Annotated in this window: 14 protein-coding genes; 6 read left to right on the top strand and 8 right to left on the bottom strand. The window is 73.7% G+C overall.

What is annotated here, in order from left to right; translation table 11 throughout:
* Nucleotides 1-16: 16 nt before the first annotated feature.
* The 3 genes from A8W25_RS05080 to A8W25_RS05070 form a co-directional block, all read right to left on the bottom strand.
* Nucleotides 17-547 carry a VanZ family protein gene (locus tag A8W25_RS05080; RefSeq protein ID WP_067156332.1) on the bottom strand — a complete coding sequence of 177 codons (531 nt, stop codon included), beginning with the start codon at nucleotides 545-547 and terminating at the stop codon, nucleotides 17-19.
* 118 nt (nucleotides 548-665) lie between these two features.
* On the bottom strand, nucleotides 666-1,547 hold the full coding sequence (locus A8W25_RS05075) for a diacylglycerol/lipid kinase family protein (RefSeq protein WP_067156329.1): 882 nt from the start codon (nucleotides 1,545-1,547) through the stop codon (nucleotides 666-668).
* A 61-nt stretch (nucleotides 1,548-1,608) separates the two neighbouring features.
* Complete coding sequence (locus tag A8W25_RS05070) at nucleotides 1,609-3,225, bottom strand: FAD-binding oxidoreductase (RefSeq protein ID WP_067156727.1); 1,617 nt, start codon at nucleotides 3,223-3,225, stop codon at nucleotides 1,609-1,611.
* 98 nt (nucleotides 3,226-3,323) lie between these two features.
* On the opposite strand from A8W25_RS05070, the gene A8W25_RS05065 reads away from it, so the two are divergent.
* Both A8W25_RS05065 and A8W25_RS05060 read left to right on the top strand, forming a co-directional pair.
* Nucleotides 3,324-3,923 carry a TetR/AcrR family transcriptional regulator gene (locus A8W25_RS05065; protein ID WP_199831659.1) on the top strand — a complete coding sequence of 200 codons (600 nt, stop codon included), beginning with the start codon at nucleotides 3,324-3,326 and terminating at the stop codon, nucleotides 3,921-3,923.
* Entirely contained in the window at nucleotides 3,920-5,500 is a 1,581-nt protein-coding gene (locus tag A8W25_RS05060) for a glycerol-3-phosphate dehydrogenase/oxidase (RefSeq protein WP_067156323.1), read from the top strand. The genes A8W25_RS05065 and A8W25_RS05060 overlap by 4 nt, the downstream gene beginning before the upstream one ends.
* A 219-nt stretch (nucleotides 5,501-5,719) precedes the next feature.
* Here the strand turns inward: A8W25_RS05060 and A8W25_RS05055 are convergent, their stop codons facing one another.
* Nucleotides 5,720-5,962, bottom strand: a complete 243-nt coding sequence (locus tag A8W25_RS05055; protein WP_067156320.1) for a WhiB family transcriptional regulator — start codon at nucleotides 5,960-5,962, stop codon at nucleotides 5,720-5,722.
* Between the two features lie 101 nt (nucleotides 5,963-6,063).
* Nucleotides 6,064-7,302 (bottom strand): phosphodiester glycosidase family protein, encoded by a 1,239-nt coding sequence (locus A8W25_RS05050; protein ID WP_234386188.1) that lies wholly within the window; start codon nucleotides 7,300-7,302, stop codon nucleotides 6,064-6,066.
* An 84-nt stretch (nucleotides 7,303-7,386) separates the two neighbouring features.
* Here A8W25_RS05050 and A8W25_RS33810 point away from each other — a divergent pair, with 84 nt between their 5' ends.
* On the top strand, nucleotides 7,387-7,530 hold the full coding sequence (locus A8W25_RS33810) for a hypothetical protein (protein WP_158942382.1): 144 nt from the start codon (nucleotides 7,387-7,389) through the stop codon (nucleotides 7,528-7,530).
* Here the strand turns inward: A8W25_RS33810 and A8W25_RS05045 are convergent.
* Entirely contained in the window at nucleotides 7,527-7,922 is a 396-nt protein-coding gene (locus A8W25_RS05045) for a peptidoglycan-binding domain-containing protein (protein WP_067156317.1), read from the bottom strand. The genes A8W25_RS33810 and A8W25_RS05045 overlap by 4 nt on opposite strands.
* 258 nt (nucleotides 7,923-8,180) lie before the next feature.
* On the opposite strand from A8W25_RS05045, the gene A8W25_RS05040 reads away from it, so the two are divergent.
* Together A8W25_RS05040 and A8W25_RS05035 are read left to right on the top strand one after the other, a co-directional pair.
* Complete coding sequence (locus A8W25_RS05040) at nucleotides 8,181-8,327, top strand: hypothetical protein (RefSeq protein WP_420708400.1); 147 nt, start codon at nucleotides 8,181-8,183, stop codon at nucleotides 8,325-8,327.
* Nucleotides 8,328-8,445: 118 nt separating this feature from the next.
* Nucleotides 8,446-9,531, top strand: coding sequence for a hypothetical protein (locus A8W25_RS05035; protein ID WP_067156312.1), 1,086 nt, complete (start codon nucleotides 8,446-8,448; stop codon nucleotides 9,529-9,531).
* Nucleotides 9,532-9,599: 68 nt separating this feature from the next.
* On the opposite strand, the gene A8W25_RS05030 is transcribed toward A8W25_RS05035, so the two are convergent.
* A complete protein-coding gene (locus tag A8W25_RS05030; protein ID WP_420708406.1) occupies nucleotides 9,600-10,118 on the bottom strand; it encodes an RNA polymerase sigma factor in 519 nt (172 codons plus the stop codon).
* A gap of 94 nt (nucleotides 10,119-10,212) precedes the next feature.
* Entirely contained in the window at nucleotides 10,213-11,511 is a 1,299-nt protein-coding gene (locus A8W25_RS05025; protein WP_067156723.1) for a phthiocerol/phthiodiolone dimycocerosyl transferase family protein, read from the bottom strand.
* Nucleotides 11,512-12,350: 839 nt separating this feature from the next.
* Here A8W25_RS05025 and A8W25_RS05020 point away from each other — a divergent pair.
* Nucleotides 12,351-21,002, top strand: a complete 8,652-nt coding sequence (locus A8W25_RS05020) for a non-ribosomal peptide synthetase (RefSeq protein WP_067156307.1) — start codon at nucleotides 12,351-12,353, stop codon at nucleotides 21,000-21,002.

Raw genomic sequence — 21,002 nt, 5'->3', positions numbered from 1 at the left:
TATGAGCCGGCCGCCCTCAGCGGCGCGCGGCGGCCCGCCGCTCGCCGAAGCGCCACGTACGGCTCGTCCGGCGGGTCGTCCGGCGGCTCGTCCCCTTCTCACGCCGCCGCTCCCCGAGGTGGTGGAAGCCGCGTCCCAGGCGGCGGCCGAGCAGCAGATAGGCCAGGAGCGCACCGGAGGTGTTGAGGATGACGTCGTCCACGTCGAACGCGCGGCCCTCGACGAGCGCCCCCTGCGTCAGCTCGATGAAGACCATCACGACGACCGTGTACAGCAGGACGCGCACCGCCCGCAGCCGTCGGCGTACCAGCACCGGCAGGATCAGCCCGAAGGGCGCGCCCAGCAGCAGATTGCCGCCGACCTGTCGGCAGGCGGCGAGGAAGGTGTAGTCGTGGGCGTACTGGCGCAGCGAGTGCCCCGGCCGCAGATTCGACCCCGCGATGTCCCGCGACGCGGGCGAGGGGGTGAGGGTCAGCTCGGCGAGTACGACGGAGAACGCCACCAGCGCCGCGATCGCCACCACCATGATCAGAACCCGAACGGCCATGACCCGCCTGGCCGTTCGTACCCGGGCCCGCTCGGCTTGAGTGGTCATGCCGAGCGGATTCCCCGTAACGCGGACGGTACGCCCCGGCGCCCTGGGCGCACGGGGCACCGGAGGCCGGTCACGCGAGCAGCGTGAGCGCTCCCGGCAGGACGCGCGCGGTGACCGGCAGGACGGCCTCGACCTCTCCGTCCGCCCCGTACGGCAGCGGGCGGTCCGCCTCGATGCGCACCTCGCGGCCGCGCAGGATCTCCACCTGCGGGCGGCGGATGTGGCTGCCGTCCTCCAGTTCCCGCATGACGGTGAAGAACAGCCTGCGGGGGGAGTCGTTGAGGATGACCACGTCGAGGAGGCCGTCGTCCACGGCGGCGTTCGGCGCGATGTGCCGTCCGAACCCGTAGAAGCCGGAGTTGGCGGCGATGACGGTGTAGCCGCTGCGCTCGTGGAGCGTGCCGTCGATGGTGACGCGGTAGTGGGCGGTGCGCCAGCCGAGCACCGCGCGCAGTCCGCCCATGTAGTACGAGGCGGCGCCGCGCAGCAGCCGGGAGGCGTTGGCGTGGCGGTTGGCCACCGCGTCGACCCCGGCGTAGACGCTGCCGAGGACGGCGACCTTGTCGTGCACGGCCGACTCGACCTCGATGGCGTCGACCTTCCTCGGCTCGCCGCGCAGCAGCAGCTCGGCCAGCGCGGCGGGCTCGGAGGGCAGCCCGAGCGCGCGGGCGAAGTCGTTGCCGCGCCCGGCCGGCACGATGCCCACCAGGGCGTCGGTGCCGGCCAGGGCGCCCGCCACGCACCCCGCCATGCCGTCGCCGCCGACCCCGAGCACCACACGGCCCTGCTCGGCGGCCCGGCGGGCCAGGGTCCGGGCGTGATCGAGGCCGCGGCTGTACTCGACCTCCAGCTCCGCACCCCCTTCACGCAGCAGCCGGGCCAGCGGGATCAGGGCGGCGGCGCCCTGTGACCCGCCCGCGGTGGGGTTGACGACGGCCGTGAACTGTCGCATGGCTACGCTCCGATGGGCGACGACGGTGTGCTTGCGGGCGGGGGACGGAGGGTGCTGCGCCTCAGACGGCGGGCAGCGGCGGCAGCAGGATGCCGGGGTTCAGGATGCCTGCCGGGTCGAGCCGGTCCTTGACCGCGTGCAGGACCTCGACGCCGAGCGGGCCGATCTCCCGCGCGTACCAGTCGCGGTGGTCGGTGCCGACGCCGTGGTGGTGGCTGATGGTGCCGCCGGCGGCGAGGATGGCGTCGCCCGCCGCCCGCTTGGCCGGGGCCCAGTGCGCCACCGGCTCCTTGCCCTGGGCGCTGACCACGGTGAAGTAGAGCGAGGCGCCCGCCGGGTAGACGTGCGAGACGTGGCACATCACCAGCGGCGGGGTGCCCGCGTCGGTGAGCGACTGGGTGAGGGCGGTGCGCACGGCCTCGTACAGCGCCGGGATGTCGGACCAGAAGGCCGCCGTCTCCAGCGTCTCGGCGAAGGCGCCGGTGTCCAGGAGCGCGTCGCGCAGATAGGGCGCGTTGTAGCGGCCGTGGGCCCAGCCGGTGCCCGGCTCCTCGCCGAGCGGCTCGCCCTGCGCCTCGCTGAGGGCGCTGTGCACGCGCGCCCTGCGGTGGGCGACCTCCTCGGCGGTGCCCTCGTACCCGACGATCGCCAGACAGCCCGCGTCGGAGGAGAGGCCGCCGCCGATGGCGTCCGGCTTGGCCAGGCCGATCATGGTCTCGGTCTCGTCGGACAGCCGCAGCACGGTGGGCATCGGCCCGTCCTGGGCGAGGGTGCGCAGGGCGGCCCGGCCCTGGGCGAAGGACGGGAATCGCCAGCCTTCGTAGACCTTGGCCGCCGCCGTGGGGTGGATCCGTACGGTGACCGAGGTGATGACGCCGAACGCCCCCTCGGAGCCGAGGACGAGCTGGCGCAGATCCGGTCCCGCCGCCGAGCGCGGGGCCCGGCCGAGGTCCAGGGTGCCGCGCGGGGTGGCCACCTGAAGGGCCGTCACCATGTCGTCGAAGCGTCCGAAGCCCGCCGAGGCCTGGCCGCTGGAGCGGGCGGCCGCGAAGCCGCCGACCGTCGCCCACTCGAAGGACTGGGGGAAGTGGCCCAGCGTGTAGCCCCGTTCGGCGAGCAGCGCCTCCACCTCGGGGCCGCGCAGACCGGGTTGCAGGGTGGCGGTGCGCGAGACCTCGTCGAGGGCGACGAGGCGGTTCATACGGCGCAGGTCGAGCGCGACGAAGGCGTGGCGGGCGGCGTGGCCGTCGGGGGACTGGGGGGCCAGTCCGCCGACGACCGAGGTGCCGCCGCCGAAGGGGACGACGGCGACGCGGTGCTCGGTGCAGGCCGCCAGGACGGCCAGGACCTCGTCGTGGCTCGCGGGCAGCGCCACGGCGTCCGGTGCGTCGGTGACCTCACCGGCCCGGATGCGCAGCAAGTCGGGGGTGGACTTGCCCCGGGTGTGGCGGACCCGGCTCTCGTCGTCAGCGTGCACGTGCTCCTCGCCGACCGCCGCCGCGAGCGCGGTCAGGGCCGCCCCGGTCAGCCGCGAGGGGCCGGGCGCGATGGCCTCAAGGTCCGTCGCGGGGGCGTCCGCCGGGCGTACGCCCAGCAGGTCCCGCAGCAGACCCACCACCTCCTCGGGCAGTGGCGCCGCCTTGGCCGGATCGCCCCAGCCGCTCCACAGCATGTCCACCGAACCCACCTGATCACCCGCTTCGTCGCGCAGTTGTTCCGGTCCCACGGCGTGGGGGGCGGCTTGCCGTCGCCCGTTCCGTCGTTACACTGTGACAGATGAAGCCCATTCGTCACAACCGTCGGGACGACGAGACGGTGCTCGACGCCGCCCGGGACTGCGTTCTCGCGGTCGGCGTCCGCCGGACGACCCTGACCGACGTCGCCCGCCGGGCCGGGGTCTCCCGGATGACCATCTACCGGCGCTGGCCCGATGTGCGCACCCTGGTGGGCGACGTCATGACACGGGAGTGGGTGTCCGTCACCCTCGGGGACGCGCCCAGCACCGACACCACCCGCCCCGTGCGCGAGCAGTTGGTCGACGGGCTCGTGGCGGGGCTGCGCGCCTTCCGGTCCCATCCGCTGCTGTGCAAGATCCTCGACGTCGACCCGGAACTGCTGCTGCCGTACCTCTTCGACCGGCGGGGCGCCAGCCAGGACGCGCTGCTCGCCTTCGTCCAGGAGGCCCTCGAACAGGGGCACGCGGACGGCTCCGTACGCGCCGACCACCCGCTGCGTCAGGCCAGATCGCTCTTCCTGGTGATCCAGTCCTTCGCGCTCTCGCTGCAGACCATGGCCGACGCGGCGGACCCCGAACTCGCCGACGAAGCGTTCTACGACGAGCTCCGGCACATCCTTGAGAGGACCCTCGCCCCATGAGCCGTACCGAACCCCGCTCGGACTTCTCCCTCACCGCCGCCCGCCGGGCCCGCGACCTGGACCGGCTGGCCGCCGGGACGACCGTCGACGTCCTGGTCGTCGGCCTGGGCGCGACCGGCGCGGGAGCCGCCCTCGACGCCGCCTCGCGCGGTCTGTCGGTCGCCGCGATCGACGCGTACGACCTGGCGTTCGGCACCTCCCGCTGGAGCTCCAAGCTCATCCACGGCGGACTGCGCTACCTGGCCTCCGGGCAGCTCGGCGTCGCCCACGAGAGCGCCGTGGAGCGCGGGGTGCTGATGGAGCGCACCGCCCCCCATCTGGTGCGCGCGCAGCCGTTCGTGCTGCCCCTCACCTCGCTGACCTCCCGGCGCAACGCGGCGCTCGCCCAGGCCGGGCTGCGCGCGGGCGATCTGCTGCGCGTCTCGGCGGGCACCGCACGGCGCACCCTGCCAGGACCGCGTCGCCTCTCGGCCGTGGAGACCCTGCGGACCGCGCCGGGCCTGCGCCCGCACGGTCTTTACGGCGGGCTGCTCTCCTGGGACGGCCAACTGGCCGACGACGCCCGCCTGGTGACCGCCATCGCCCGCACCGCCGCCGGCCACGGGGCGCGCATCCTCACCCGGACCCGCGCCCTGTCCGTCACCGGCTCCGGCGCCCTCGTGCGCGACGAGCTGACCGGGCAGGAGCTGACCATCCGCGCCCGGGCGGTCGTCAACGCCACCGGCGTCTGGGCGGACCAGCTGGTCGACGGCGTCAAGCTGCGCCCCTCGCGCGGCACCCATATGGTGCTGCGCGGCAGCATGCTGCCCGGTCTCACCGCCGGACTGCACATCCCCGTCCCCGGCGAGACCAACCGCTTCGTCCTGGTCCTGCCGCAGGGCGACGGCCGGGTGTACGTGGGGCTCACCGACGAGCCCGTCGACGGGCCGCTCCAGGACGAGCCCACGCCCCCCGAGTCCGACATCGGCTTCCTGCTCGACATCCTCAACACGGCCCTGGACACCCCGGTCCACCGCGACGACGTGGTGGGCGCCTTCGCCGGGCTGCGGCCGCTCCTGGACGACACCCCGTCCGACGCGGCGGGCGGGCGTACCTCCGACATCTCGCGGCGGCACGCGGTACTGACGTCGAGCGAGGGCGTCGTGACCATCGTCGGCGGCAAGCTGACCACCTACCGGCGGATGGCCCAGGACGCCCTCGACGCCGCCCTGGCCGCCCGGGGCATGCAGGCGGCGCCCTGCCGCACCGCGCGGCTGCCGCTGGTCGGCGCCGCCGCACCGGCGGAACTCGCCGCCCTGCCCGTACCGCGCAGGCTGCTCGCCCGCTACGGCACCGAGGCCACCGCCCTGCACGCGCTCGGCGAGGCCGACCCCCGGATGCGGGAACCCCTGGCCGACGGGGTGGAGACCACCCGGGCCGAACTGTGGTGGGCGGTCCGGCACGAGGGCGCGCTCGATGCCTGTGACCTCCTCGACCGGCGCACCCGCGTCGGCCTGGTGCCCGCCGACCGGGCCGCGTCCCTCGACGCGGCGCGCGAGGCACTGGAGGCGGCGGCCCACGAGCCCGCCGGGCCCTGAGCCGCCTTCAGGAGGCCCCGGTTCGACGGCCGATGGACCGGGGGATATCCCCACCTGCGTCGACCGGCCTGCCGGATGTTCCCGGCCGGGCCGGGCGGGCCACCATAACCGCATGATCACGCAGTTCAGGAAGACCGCGGCGCTCGTCGCCGCACTGTGCACGCTCTCCACCATCGGTGTGGCGGGAGCCGCGGCACGGCCCGACCCGGCCCACCCGCGTCAGGCGACCTCCACGCCCGTCCGCCGCCGCAGCCTGCGCAGTTCGCTCTCGCTGAGCCCGCCCCACACCCCGCGCTTCTCGTTGTTGGACAGCGCCCACTGAAGGCAGGCGGTGGTGACCGGGCATCTGCGGCAGACCGCCTTGGCCTGTGCCAGCTGCTGGTCCGCGAAACGCCTGCTGTACGTCGGGAAGAACAGCTCCGGGTCCTCCGTACGGCACGCCGCACGCTTTCGCCAGTTCACAAGAAGACTCCCTCCTCGGCAACGAGTGACGCGATCGACTCCCGTAGGTGTCTTGCGCGTTGTTACGTCAGCCGCTGACGGACCGTTCAATGGAATGCGCCTCAGGGCCGGACGAAGATCCCGACGCCGTTGGCCACCGCGCGTTCGAAGCTGCCCGGCGGCCGGTTGCGCACCACGACGCCGGGGTCGCCCGGGCCACGGGTGGCCAGCGTCGAGGAGCCGCCGCCGTCCAGGTTGACCGCGTCGTCGGCGCCCATGTCCCGAAGCAGTCGCGCGAGTTCGGCAAGGGTCAGGCCCGCGTCGTTCTCTGCCGCGCCGTTCAGGGCGACGAGGTAGAGGCGGTGTCCTCGGTTCCCGATCCCCGCGCCGGTACGGGTGGCTGCCGTGAGGTCGTCGAGTCCGTTCAGCGGTGTGCGGGCCCGCAGTACCGGCATACCGCCCACCGCGAACGCCAGCGGTCCCCGGAGGCCGCGCAGCCGGTAGCTGAGCCCGGCCCGGTCGCCGGGCTTGAGCGCGTGCAGGGCCTGGGCCCCCTTCTCGCGTCCCACCAGCACGAACGTGCCGACGGGAACCGGCCCCGAACCCGGCACGGTGGACGTGTTGACGACGCGGCCCCGCCGTACCGTCACCTCGTAGGTGTCCTTGGTGCACGGCGCACCGCGCGCCGTGTCCGTCCCGCACGCCGCCCGCGCCCGGGAGGCGGACCCCCACTTCGCGGTGAAGGCACCCACCCCGTCGACCGGCACGGCGTACTGGTTGAGCCCGTCGAGGCGCAGCCCGCCCCGGCCGGTGTCGACGGTTCCCTCCAGAGTGAGGCGGTCGAGGCGCCCAGTGCGAGCCGGACCGACGCCGATGACGTCCCGGGCGCTGGTGCCCGGCGGCAGGGCGGGGCCGAACCGCTGGCCGTCGGGCACGGCGGCCTTCAGCGGGCGGCCGGAGGCGATCGCCGGGCCCGAGGAGGCGCCGGTGGCCTCGACACCGGGGTGCTGGGTCTCGCTTATGTGGAAGAAGTCGCCGTTGACGGCGGCGATCGCGTCCCGGGCGTCGGCCATCGCGGTCACCTTCGCCCGGGCGGCCACCGCGCCCGGGGTGAGGAGGTCCACCTTGACGTGCGGGTTGTTCAGCTCCGCCACGACGAGGTGACCGCGCGTCAGCCCGTGGGACGCGGTGACGGTGAAGCTCCGGTAGGAGACGCCGGGCGCGACGGCGACCGAGCGTCCGTACGCGACGGCCGGAGCGCTCTGCGCGGCGCCCGGAGCGAGCGCGCCCTCGCCCACGACCACGCCCAACGCGGCGATCCCGGTCATCGCCATGCGCGCCCAGCCCAGGGACCACCCCATCGCGCCTCATCTCCTGAGACCCACACCGCATCGGCAGCCGCAGCCTAGCGATCCGGGCGGCGCCCCAGGGGCAGGCTCGGCGCGATGACCGAGAACAGCCCCTGGAGAGCACCTCGTACGGCCGTACGGATGGCGGCAACGCCGTGGTGGCACGAGGAAAGCCCCTCGGTCCGCCGCCACTTGAGGGCGGCGGACCGGGGGGCGTACGCCGTGAACCGGCCGGGCTAGCGGGCGCTCAGCGGGCCGGGGGCGTCGGTGAGCTTGAGGCAGCGGTGGTTGCCGGCCATGGTGCGCCAGGCCCACCGGATCGCGTCACGGGTGTTGGGACCGTACACACCGTCGGCGGAGAGGCCGAGGCTGCGCTGGACGTTGCGCAGCGCCGTCTCGGTGCTCGGGCCGAAGTCGCCGTCGAAGCCGCCGGTGTTCTGGCCGTAGCACTCGTTCAGGGTGATCTGGAGCTCGTAGACGGCGTCGTTCTTCGCACCGCGGCGCAGCGTGCAGTAGTTGGTGCCGCGCATACCGACGGTCGGGATGTCGGTGTAGTAGTCGGCGGTGTCGAAGTACTTGGTCGTGGCGGTGCAGCCGGAGGCGGCCTGGGCCGCCGGGCCCGTCGTGATCATGCCAACGGTGATGACGGCGAACGCGCCAAGGCATGCCAAAGTACGCTTCATAAGAGTCTTGCTCCCCCGGAGATGGTGCTGAACTGGCCGCGTCTCAGATGGCGGCGAAGCGAAAATTTAGCAGACCTGGAGAGGTACTTGATCACTTCACCAACCGGCGGCACCCCGGGTGGAGTTCACGGCACCGAACCCGGGGCACCCGCGACGGTGTTCACTCCGGAGATCACCCACGCCGAGTGCCGCAAATGCGGTACGCGCGTGGCAGGACTCGACGGCCGGTACGCCTGTGGCGTCTGCGGGTGGACCAACGACTGGTCCGAGGGGCACCGGCCGCTGCCGCGCGCCGAGGACGACCCCGACTTCCCGGGCGCGGGCGTCTCCCCCGCGAACCCGCTGGCCGACTGAGGCGGCCGACCGGTCCGGGGCGAGGAGGGAAGGGGCCCGCGCCGCCGGTCACGACAGCGCGCCCGCGGGCGCCGTGCGCTTCAATGTTCCCCACCACCTGGGAAGGAACAGAGCTGCGGTGCGTGTACTACAAGGCATCACGGGTGCCGTCATCGTCCTCGGGATCTTCTCCTCGGTGCTGCGCACCCTGGTGATACCCCGGCCGACCCGTTCCGGCTTCACCCAGATCGTCCACGGTCTGGTCCGGCGGCCTTTCCAGCTGGTGGCCGACCGGCTGCCGGCGGCGGAGGCGAAGGACCGGGTGCTCGCCCCGGTGGCGCCGCTGGCCGTCGTGGTGACGCTGATGGGCTGGCTGGCGTGCTTCATGCTCGGCTACGCGCTGCTTGAGGCAGCCGTGAGCCGACTGCCGTTCAAGGACGCGATGGTCGAGTCCGGCTCCTCGCTGTTCACCCTCGGCTTCGCCGGCGGCACCCGTGTCACGCTCAACGTCATCGACTTCTGCGCCGCCGCCACCGGCCCCATCGTGATCGGCCTCCAGGTCGGGTATCTGCCCACCCTCTACGGTGCCTACCAGCGGCGCGAGACGGAGGTGACCCTCCTCCAGTCCCGCGCGGGCAACCCGCCCTGGGGGCCGGAGATCCTCGCCCGCTACGCCCAGGTCGAGCTGCTGCACAGCCTCACCGAGCTGTTCCGCAACTGGGAGCGGTGGAGCGCGGAGGTGAGCGAGAGCCACACCACCTACCCGGTGCTGGTCCACTTCCGCTCCCCCAAGGCCAACCGCAACTGGCTGATCGCCCTGCTGGCCGTGATGGACGCGGCCGCGCTGCGCCTCGCCTTCAACCCCTCCCAGCCCAAGGCCGAGATCCGGCTTGCCCTGCGGGCCGGGTTCGTCTGTCTGCGCGACATCGCGGATCTGCGCGGTATCCCGTACGACCGCGACCCCCACCCCGACGACCCGCTCCAGCTCACCTACGAGGACTTCCTCCACGGCGTGGCCCGGATGGCCGACCAGGGCTATCCGATGGAGCGCACGCCCGAGGAGGCGTGGCCGCACTTCCGGGGCTGGCGGATCAACTACGAGCAGCTGGCGTACTGGCTGGCCAGGGACATCGACGCCGTGCCGGCCCCGTGGTCGGGCCCGCGCCGCACCACGGTCGCGGTCCGCACCCCCGTCACCCCCGTCGACCGCCGCCCGGTGGGCTGAGCGGGGATCCGGCTCGCGGTGTGCCGCACCGGGCGTCGGGGCGCAGGCGGGGGTTCAAAGACAGGCTCTCAGGCCGACTGCTGGTGCCAGGCGTCCTGGAAGTTGCGGCGGGCGCGGTGCAGCCGGGAGCGGACGGTGCCGACGGGGAGCGCCAGGGTCCGGGCCATCTCCTCCTCGTTCATGCCGTAGACGGCGCGCAGCATCAGGACCTGGCGGTGCTGGTCGGGCAGCCGGTCCATGGCGTCGGAGATGTGCACGGTGTCCAGGGGGTTGCCGTCCAGGGCGCGGTCGGTGAGGTCGTCCGTGGGGCCCTGGCTGAGCCGCTTGGAGGTGCGGACCGCCTCCCGTACGGTGACCGCGCGGACCCAGCCGTAGAAGGCCTCGGGTTCGCGCAGCCCCCGTATGCCGCGGAATATGGCAAGCATGGCCTCCTGCGCGGCGTCGGAGCTGTGGCCCTGGGCGATCGGCAGACAGAGCCGGCCGACGAAGGGCGCGATGTGCAGGAGGATGTCGTTCATGGCCCGGTCGTCCCCGGCCTGGGCGCGCGGCAGCAGGGCCGTGGTGACGGGAGCCTGCGCATCGTTCATGGTGGTCACCGCGGGAGTACTCCTGGACTCGGTCTGCTCGAACAGGTGCGTGCGGGGTGCGGGCCACCCCCGGCGGGCGTCCCCGGCGCCTCCCTCACGCGGGCACCGCCACGGTGCCCCCGGCCTCGTCGCGGTGGGCGGCGAAGGCGAGCAGGCCGGTGTGCAGGGCGGCGCGCAGCTCGTCCATCTGCTCGTGGGTGAAGCACCCGGCGCTGTAGGGCAGTTCGATGCCGAGCCTGCCGTCGAAGGAGACCACGCACACCATCAGCGGGCCGCGCCCGGCCTGGGGGAAGTAGTGCTCGCGGGCCGGGGCGAGACGTACGTCGGTGACCTCAAGACCGGCCGGGGTCACCGGGCCGGAGACCCGCCCCATGTTGGTCACGATCACACTGGTGGCGAGGAGCGCCGGGTACTGCGGGACCTTGGGCATCAGGTGCAGTTCCTGGAGGAAGTCGCCCCGCTCGATGGCCGAGTGTAGATTCTCGGTGACCTGGCGGGCCAGGGCCAGCGGGTCGGCGTCGTGCGCCACTTCGAGCACGTCGAGGCAGGTGGTGACCGCGGGCACCATCACCTCGCGCTCCAGCGGCGGGGTGAGCCGGGAGCGCAGGTCGACGGGTGAGAGACAGCCGAGGGTGCGCGCCCCGGGCTCGCCGCCGAGGCGGTGGCGGACGGCGGTCAGGGCCGCGGCGGCGATCAGGCCGTGCACCGAGACGCCCTCGGCCTTGGCGAAGCGCAGCAGCCGGGAGGTCTCCTCGGGCTCCAACAGCACGCGCTGTACGCCCAGTTCCGGCTCACCGGGTGCGCGCTCGGTGCCCACGGCCTCGTACGGCAGACAGACCACAGGGGACTGCCGGGTCCGCTCGACGCGGCGGGCGAGATAGTCCTCGGCCTCCCGCGCGTCGACGGGCGGCAGCTGTTCGGAGACGGGGCTCGGCCACTGCTCGCTGTACTCCCCCACGCCGTCGGGAAGTTCACCGGCCAGCGCGCTGTAGGCGTCCCACAGGGCGTTCTGGAGCGCGATGCCGCTGTGGCCGTCGGTGATGGTGTGGTCGACGCTGAGCATCACGGTGTGCTCACCGGTCCCCCGCAGCAGCACGGCCCTCACCAGCGGGCCGCCGACGGGCAGCGGGATGTTGAACTCCTCGGTGAAGGAGCCGGGTCCGCCGTCGCGCACCAGCAGCCTCGGCAGTTCGTCCGCCGACAGCGGCTGGAGCACATGGGCTCCGTCCTCGACCGCGATCCGGCAGCGCAGCGAGGGGTGCTCGGCGACCTTGGCGGCGAACGCCGCGGCGAGCAACTCCTCGTCGAGGTCGCCGCGCACGGTGCAGGAGAGCACGGCACGGCTCCGCTGCGCCACGTAGATCGTCTCGACCGGGCATAACTTGCGCTGCATCCCCATGACCTTTCGACTTTCATTCCCGGCACCACGCCGGGTCCGGCCGCGTCCTGCCCCACCCCGTAAAGAACCGCTCGCACAGGTCGTCCGAGCAGGGTGCACGCATACACGCACGGAACCCATCACCCATTGCGCCTCAGCCGTATTGGCCGATGCACGGATCCCGAATCGCGCTTCAGTGAAGCGGCAATTCCATTCTCCCGCAAGGGTTTCCAGAAAGCCTGCGGCGTGACCTATCCCTCAGCCCCGCCGGCACACGGCCCACCGCCATGGACGGGGGAATACCCAGAGTGCACCGACCGCTAACCGGAGTCGAACCCTCACCCCCGCCGCGCAAGCCGATTTGGCTCAACATAGGCGCTCGACGGGCGTCGCAAAACGCTCGTATACAGCGCTTTCACCTTGGGGCACTTGCCAACAGCACGATCTTTCGCCGCGTCATGGCCGGTTCGTTGACGTGAAGTGAACTCCACAAGCTGGCCAAATTCATACCACCGTGCACATGACAGCGAACAGCCTGAACCCCATAATCCAAGGGGTTTTGACGGTTCGACGGGGGACACGCCCGGCGGATGATCCCCTTGACCCGTGGACTTCTCCTCATGCAGGGTTGCTGCTCCGAGGAAGGTGGCGCTCCATCACGGCACCGCCTGCTCTCACCGGAGTTCCGCGCCCGCAGCGGCATTTCGGCGACGCATTCCTTACTTCCGCTCCCCTGCCAATTCCGCTCACCAGGTGGGTGGATCGCACGCGCCTGCCGGGCGGCTTCCAGCGAGGGCCCGCGGGCTCTTTCCGCGTGCCGAGAATTTCAAAGACGCCTATTGAGGGTTGGTGCCATGTCTGTCCAGGAGGACACCAGTAGCCCGCTGACCGGAGCCCAGCAGGGACTCTGGTTCGCCCAGCGGCTCGACCCCGCGAACGCCGCCTACAACACCGCCGAGTACGTGGAGATCCACGGGCCCGTCGACACCGCCCTGTTCGAGACCGCGCTGCGCCGCACGGTCGACGAGGCGGGGACCTTCGCCCTGCGGTTCACCGACACCGCCGACGGACCCCGCTCGGAGCCTGCCGCGGGCGACGACTGGCCGCTGCGGCTGGTGGACGTCAGCGGCGAGGCGGACCCGCGCGCGGCGGCCGAGGCATGGATACGCGCCGACATGGCGACGGCGGCCGACCTCGGCGAAGGGCCGCTGTTCACCCACGCCCTCTTCACCGTGGCCCCGGACCGCTTCTTCTGGTTCCTGCGGGCCCACCACATCCTCCTGGACGGCTACAGCTACAAGCTCGTCGCCCGGCGGCTGTCCGAGGTGTACGCGGCGCTGGCGGACGGCCGGGAGGTGCCCGGGAGCCCGTTCGCCCCGGTGAGCCGGCTGCTCGACGAGGAGGCGGCCTACCGCTCCTCGGAGCGCTTCGTCCGCGACCGCGCCTACTGGACCGGCCGGTTCGCCGACTCCCCCGGCGCCACCGGTCTCACCGAGACCGTCGCACCGCCCGCCGCCTCCTTCCTGCGCCGTACGTCGCTGCTCTCCGCCGCCGACACCGAGCGGCTTTCCACCGCGGCCGCACGCCTGGGCGGGGCGCGCAACGACCTCGTGGTCGCGGCCGTCGCCGCCTATCTGCACCGGGTCACCGCGCGGCAGGACATCGTGCTCGGCCTGCCCACCATGAGCCGGCTCGGCTCCACGGCGCTGCGCACGCCCGGCACGGCGTCCAACATCCTGCCGCTGCGCCTGGCCCTCTCCCCCGCCACCACGGCCGGGGAACTGGTCTCGGCCGTCGCCGCCGAATTACGGGACGTCCGCAGGCACCAGCAGTACCGGGCCGAGGACCTGCGCCGCGACCTCAAACTCATCGGCGGGGCACGCCGGTTGTACGGGCCCGTCGTCAACCTGGTCCCGTTCGACGAGGAGCCGCCCTTCGGCGGTCACCGCACCACCTCGCACCACCTGTCCGGCGGCGCCGTCGAGGACCTCCAGATCAACGTCCGGCCGGGCGCGGGCGGCGAAGGGCTGTGGATCGCCTTCGACGCCAACCCGGCCCTGTACACCGAAGCCGAACTGGAAGACCACCAGCGGCGGTTGCTGCACCTGATCGACCAGCTCGCCGAGGCCGACGCCGCCCTGCCGCTCGCCCGCACCAGCCTGCTGCACCCCGAAGAGACCCCCTCGTACACCCGCGCCGAGCCCGCGCACACCGCGCCCGACGCCGTGCTCGCCACCCGCTTCGAGGCGCAGGCGGCCCGTACCCCGCACGCCGTGGCCGTCACCTGCGAGGGTGACTCGCTGACCTACGCGGAGCTCAACACCCGGGCCAACCGGATCGCCCGCCTCCTCGTCGAGCGCGGCGCCGGGCCCGGCCAGGTCGTGGCCCTGGCGCTGCCCCGCTCGCTGGAGCTCGTCGTCGCCCTGCTCGCCGTGGTCAAGTCCGGCGCCGCGTATCTGCCGCTGGACCCCGGCTACCCCGCCGAGCGCATCCGCGCGGTGGCCGCCGACGCCTCGCCCGCGCTGCTCGTCACCGACGCGGCCACCGCGTCGACGCTTCCCGAGACCGGCGCCGCCGCCGTGGTCGTCGGGGACCCGGCCGTCGAGCGCGACCTGGCGGCGCGCCCGGACACCGACCTCACCGACGCGGACCGTCCGGCGCCGCTCACCCCCGGCGACCCCGCGTACATCATCCACACCTCGGGCTCCACCGGGCGTCCCAAGGGCGTGGTGATCCCGCACTCCAACGTGGTGCGGCTCTTCGAGACGTCCGCCGCGCACTTCGACTTCGGCCCGGACGACGTGTGGACGCTCTTCCACTCGTACGCCTTCGACTTCTCCGTCTGGGAGATCTGGGGTCCGCTGCTGCACGGCGGCCGGCTCGTCGTCGTCCCGTACGCCACCAGCCGCTCCCCGCGCGACTTCCTGCGGCTGCTGCGCCGCGAGGGTGTCACCGTGCTCAACCAGACGCCCTCCGCCTTCCAGCAGCTCGTCCAGGCCGAGCAGGAGGCCGGCGGCGAGGACGGCCCGCTGCCCCTGCGGTACGTGGTGTTCGGCGGCGAGGCGCTGGAGCCCGCGCATCTGCGCCCCTGGCTGGAGCGGCACGGCGACGAGTCGCCCGCCCTCGTCAACATGTACGGCATCACCGAGACCACCGTGCACGTCACCCACCAGCGCGTCACCCGCGCGCTGATCGAGGACCCGCGCGCCCGCAGCGTCATCGGCACCGCGCTCCCGGACCTGCGGGTGTACGTCCTCGACCACTGCCTCCAGCCGGTCGTGCCCGGCCGGGTGGGCGAGATGTACGTGGCGGGCCCCGGTCTCGCCCTCGGCTACCTCGACCGCCCGGAGCTCACCGCCGAGCGCTTCGTCGCCGACCCCTTCGGCGCGCCGGGCGAGCGGATGTACCGCACCGGCGACCTGGCCCGGCACACGGCCGACGGCGCCCTGGAGTACGCGGGCCGCTCCGACCACCAGGTGAAGATCCGCGGCTTCCGCATCGAGCCGGGCGAGATCGAGGCCGCGCTCGTCGGCCTCCCGGACGTGTCCCGGGCCGCCGTGGTGGCCCGCGAGACGGAGGGAGCGGCCGACCGGATCCTCGTGGCGTACGCGGTACCCGCCCCGGGCTCGCGTCCGGACCCCGCGGAACTGCGCGCCCGTCTGGGCGAGTCGCTGCCCGAGCACATGGTTCCCAGCGCGTGCGTGGTCCTGGACGCGCTGCCGCTGACGGCCAACGGCAAGCTGGACACCAAGGCCCTGCCCGCGCCGGACTTCGCCGCAGCGGCCACCGGCCGAGCCCCGGCCACCGCCTCCCAGGCGCTGGTGTGCCGCCTCTACGAGGAGCTGCTGCGGCTGCCGGAGGGCACGGTCGGCGCCGACGACGACTTCTTCGACCTCGGCGGGCACTCGCTGCTCGCCACCCGGCTGATGGCCCGGCTTCGCGGGGCCACCGGCGCCGAGGTCTCCATGGCCGACTTCTTCGCCCGGGCCACTCCGGCGGCGCTCGCCGACCGTGTCACGGCGGAGGGCGCGGGCCCGGCCCGGCCGCCGCTGGTGCGCGCCGAGCGGCCCGACCCGGTGCCGCTCTCCGCCACCCAGCAGAGCATGTGGTTCCTCAACCAGCTGGACGGGGCCGCCGCCACCTACAACATCCCGCTGGTCGTCCCGCTGGAGCGGGAGATCGACGTGGATGCCCTGCGCGCGGCGCTGGCCGACGTCGCCGACCGCCACGAGAGCCTGCGCACCCTGCTCCCGGAGACCGGCGGCACACCGCGCCAGGAGATAGCCCCGCCCGGCTCGCTGCGGCCCGTGCTGCACGTCGTCGACTGCCCCGCCCAGGAGGTGGAGGCGCATGTCGCCCTGGCGCGCGGCCACCGGTTCGACCTCACCCGGGACCAGCCGCTGTGGGCCGGTCTGTACGGGACGGGGGCGGCGCGGACGCTGGTGGTCGTCCTGCACCACAGCGCGGCCGACGGCTGGTCGCTGCGCCCGCTGGCCGAGGACCTGTCGACCGCGTACGCGGCCCGCGCCGAGGGCCTCGACCCTGGCTGGGACGCGCTGCCGGTCCAGTACGCCGACTACGCCCTGTGGCAGCGCGCACTCCTCGAAGGCGACGGCACCCAGGACGGTCTGAGCGTGCGTCAGCTCGACTTCTGGAAGGAGGCGCTCGGCGGCCTCCCGGTGGAGATCCCGCTGCCCGCCGACCGGCCCCGCCCCCAGGCCCCGGGCCGCCGGGGCGGCCATCTGACCCTGGACGTCGCCCCCGAACTCCACCGCGCCCTGCTGCGCCTGGGCGACGAGAGCGGCGCCAGCCTGTTCATGGTGCTCCAGAGCGCCCTGGCCGCCCTGCTCACCCGCTGGGGCGCGGGCACGGACATCCCCATCGGCACCCCCGTGGCCGGACGCGCCGACGAGGCGCTGGACGACCTGATCGGTCTGATGGCCAACTCGCTGGTCCTGCGCACCGACACCTCCGGCGACCCCGCGTTCCGCGAACTGCTCGCCCGCGTACGGGACTTCGACCTGGCCGCCTACGACCACCAGGACCTGCCCTTCGACCGGTTGGTGGAGGAGCTCAACCCGGCACGCACCCCGGCCCGCCACCCGCTCTTCCAGGTCATGCTGGCACTGCAGAACAACACCGAGGCCGTGCTGCGGCTCGGCGGCAACGAGGCGCCGCTGCGGCCCAGCGCCACCGGCACCGCCAAGTTCGACCTCTTCGTGGACGTGGTGGAGCACCGCGGCCAGGACGGTGCCGGGAACGGCCTCGCCTGCCACATCGAGTACGCCGCCGACCTGTTCGACCACGCGACCGTGGAAGGCGCGGCGCGGGCCCTGCACGCACTGCTGGCCACCGTGGCCGACGACCCCGCCCAGCGCCTGGGCGTTCTGCCCGCCCCCGAGCCGGTCGTCCGGGCCGAGGCGGCGGAGGCGGCGTTCGACCCGGCGGACCTGGAGCGCGAACTCCTCGCCCGGGGCGATCTGCGCGACGCCGTGGCCGTGCCGGGCGCGGACGGACGGCCGACCGTGTTCGCCGTACCCACCCGGGCGGCCGCCGCCGAACAGGCGGCCCGCGCCCTGCGGCCCACCGGACCCGAGTTCCGCGTCACCGCCGTCAGCGACCTGCCCAGGCACCCCGACGGCACCCTGGACACCGCCGCGCTCGACCGGCTGCCCCTCATCGACACCGAGGCCGCCGAGCAGTGGGAGCGCACTCTGGCCGGGCTGCCGGGCGTCCGTTCGGCGACCGTGGCCCTGGAAGAGGTCACCGAGCAGATCGGCCGTCTGTACATCGGCTCCTCCACCGCACGGACGGACGCCCCCGCGCTCACCTCCGGTGCGGGCGCCGCCACGGCCGTGCCCGCACTCAGCGAAGGGCCCGAGCTGCCCGAGCCCACGGTGGGCAGTTGGGCCGAGGCACTGCGCCGGGCGGCCGGGGGCGGCCCGCACGCCGAGGTCGTCCACGTCCGCGCCGACGGCACCGAGACCCGGCGCGGCTACGCCTCGCTGATCGAGGAGGCCTCCCGCGTCCTGGGCGGTCTCCGCCGGCTCGGGCTGCGCCCCGGTGACCAGGTGATCCTCCAGTGCGAGGACACCGAGGACTTCCTCGCCACCCTGTGGGGCTGTCTGCTGGGCGGCTTCGTCACCGTACCGCTGACCGTCCCCGTCTCGTACGCGACGACCTCGGCGCCCGTGGCCAAGCTGGAGGGCGTGTGGGAGATGCTGCACCGCCCCTGGATGATCACCTCCGCGTCCGGTGAGGAGGGGCTGCGCGACCTCGCGCGGCGGCGGGAGTGGCAGGGCCTGCGGCTCACCACGACCGACGCGCTGCGCGCGGGACCGCGCGACGAGGACTGGCATCCCGCGCGGCCCGACGACGTGGCGCTGATGCTGCTTACCTCGGGCAGCACCGGGCTGCCCAAGGCGGTCCGGCTCAGCCACCGCAACGTGCTGACCCGGGCCGCGGCCACCGCCGCCCTCAACTCCCTGACCGAGCACGACGTCTCGGTCAACTGGATCCCGCTGGACCACGTCACCGGTGTGGTCATGTTCCACCTGCGCGACGTCTATCTGGGCTGCCGGCAGGTGCACGCGCCGACCTCCTGGATCCTGGAGGACCCGCTGCGCTGGATGGATCTGGCGCACCGGCACCGCGCCAGTGTCACCTGGGCGCCCAACTTCGCCTTCGGCCTGGTCAGCGAGCAGGCGCACCGGATGGCGGGGCGGCCCTGGGACCTCTCCCCGATGCGGCTGGTGATGAACGCGGGCGAGGTGGTCGTCGCCGCCACCGCCCGGCGCTGGCTGGAGGTGATGAAGCCGTTCGGGCTGCCGCAGGACGTGATGCACCCGTGCTGGGGCATGTCCGAGACGTCGTCCGTGGTCACCGACACCGTGCTCGCGGCCGAACCGCGGCCCGGCGAGGAGACCTTCGTCAGCTGCGGGCTGCCCTACCCGGGCTTCGCCATGCGGATCGTGGACGACCAGGACCGTATCGTCGCGGAGGGCACCGCGGGCCGGCTCCAGGTGCGCGGCACCACCGTGACCGCCGCCTACCACGACAACCCCAAGGCGAACGCCGAGTCGTTCACCCCCGAGGGCTGGTTCGAGACCGGCGATCTGGCGTTCCTGCGTGCCGGGGAGCTCTACATCACCGGCCGCGCCAAGGACGTCATCATCGTCAACGGCGTCAACCACTACAGCCATGAGATCGAGTCCTGCGTCGAGGAACTCCCCTTCGTCGTACGGAGCTTCACCGCGGCCTGCGCGGTGCGCACCGACCCCACGGCGGGCACCGACGAGCTGGCGCTCTTCTTCCACCTGGAGGAGGGCACCGACGTCACCGCGGCGCTGCGCGCGATCCGCGGCAAGGTGACCCGGGAGATCGGCATCAGCCCGGCGCATCTGATGCCGGTCGCGGCGGCCGTGATCCCCAAGACGGAGATCGGCAAGATCCAGCGCACCCAGCTGCGCAAGCGGTTCGAGGCGGGCGAGTTCGACGGGGCCGCGCAGGCCTCGGAGATCCTGCTCGGCAGCACCGCGACCGTGCCGGACTGGTTCCTGCGCCCCGTGTGGCAGCGCGCCGAACGCGTCCACGCCCCGGCCGTGCCCGACGGGCACACCCTGGTGCTGGCCGGGCGCCATGCCCCGGCCGCCGAGGTGGCCGACGCCGTCGCGGAGCTGCTGCGCGGACGGGGCGGCCGGTGCACGGTGGTCACCGCGGGACCGGAGTTCGCCCGGTCCGGCGCGGCCGCCTACCGGGTGCGCGTCGACGCGGCCGAGGACTACGGGCACCTGCTGGACGCCCTCGCGGCGGACGACCGGCCCGTGGAGACCGTGCTGCACCTGGGCGCCCTCGGCGCGGCGAGCGGTGAACCGGAGAGCGTGGACGAGCTGTTGGCGGCCCAGCGCGACGGCGCCGACGCCCTGCTCTGCCTCGCCCAGGCCCTGACGGCCCGCCACACCCCGGGCCGCCGGGTCGCCCTCCACTTCGTCGGTGTGCGGGGCCAGGCGGTGGGCGCGCACGAGCACCCCTCGTACGTACACGGCGCTGCCGGCGGTCTCCTCAAGAGCCTGCGCGAGGAGCTGCCCTGGCTGAGCACCGTCCAGGTGGACCTGGCGGCCGGGGGCAGCCCGCGCGAGCGCGCCGAACTGCTGCTCGCGGAGGCCGCCGCGCCGGTGGCCGACGCCGAGGTGGCCTTCCGTGACGGGCAGCGCTGGATCCGCCGGCTCGCCCCGCTGCCCGACCCCCTGCCGCGCACCGCCGCGCCCGCCGTCGAGGGCTTCCGCCTCGTCAGCGGCGGTCTGGGCGGCGTCGCCGGGCGGCTCGCGGAGCACCTGCTCAGGACACCGGGCACCCGGCTGCTCCTGGTCGGGCGCACCCGGCTGCCCGACGAGGACAGCTGGGACAAGCACCTCGCCGAGGGCGGGCCGCTCGCCCGCCGGATCGCGGCCTACCGCGGTCTGCGCGAGCTGGGCGAGGTGCGGTACGCGAGCGTCGACATCACCGACCCGGACGCGCTGCGTACGGTGGTCGACGAGGCGGCCGCGGCCTGGTCCGCCCCGCTGGCCGGGGTGGTGCACCTCGCGGGCCGCTTCGAGCAGCGGGCGGTGGCCGATCTGTCCCTGGAGGAGTGGCGGGCGGCGCTGGCCGCGAAGGTCACCGGCGGGTGGGCGCTGCACCGGCTCGCCCAGGAGCACGCGGCCCGCTCCTTCGTCTCGTTCTCCTCCGTCAACGGCTACTTCGGCGGCTCGATGAGCAGCTCCTACGCCGCCGCCAACGCCTTCCTCGACGCGCTCGCCGCCCATCAGCGCGGCGCCGGACTGGACGCGCAGAGCCTGGCCTGGAGCATGTGGGACGAGCTCGGTATGAGCGAGGGCTACGGGCTCAAGTCACTGACCGAGGCCCGTGGTTACCGCGTCCTGGACTCCGCCGCCGCGCTGCGCTCCTTCGACCTGGCCCGCACCCTGGACGAGCCGCACCTGCTGATCGGCACCGACCGGGCCATGCCCTGGGTGCGCGGCCACGTCCAGGCTCCGGCACGCCCGGTGCACCGCCTCGCGGGCCGGGTGGTCCTGGAGGACGACACCGACCTCGGCGCCCTGTACACGGCGGCCGGGAGGTCCGCCGACGCGGCCGGGGCGACCGGCAACTGGGTGCTGCGCGCGGCCGGTTCGTCGACGGCCGAGGCCGCCGGGGCATCCGAGGACTCCGCCGAGGGGCTGCGCCGCCTGGAGAAGATCCTCAGCGCCATCTGGTGCCGCGTCCTGGAACGCGACCGGGTCGGCGTCGAGGAGAACTTCTTCGACCTCGGCGGCCACTCGCTGCTCCTGGTCCGCGCCCAGGGCGCGGTCAACGAGGAACTCGGCTGCGACCTGAGCGTGGTGGACCTGTTCAGCCACCCCAGCGTCCGCGCCCTCGCCCGCCACCTGACCGACATCGGCGCCGGTGGCGGCTCTGACGGACGCGGCCCGCCCCGCCCCCAAGGCGGCGCCCGTGCCGCATCGTGA

Source organism: Streptomyces sp. ERV7 (genome assembly GCF_001653515.1).
Classification (GTDB): domain Bacteria; phylum Actinomycetota; class Actinomycetes; order Streptomycetales; family Streptomycetaceae; genus Streptomyces.
This window is presented reverse-complemented; position numbering and strand designations above follow the sequence as displayed.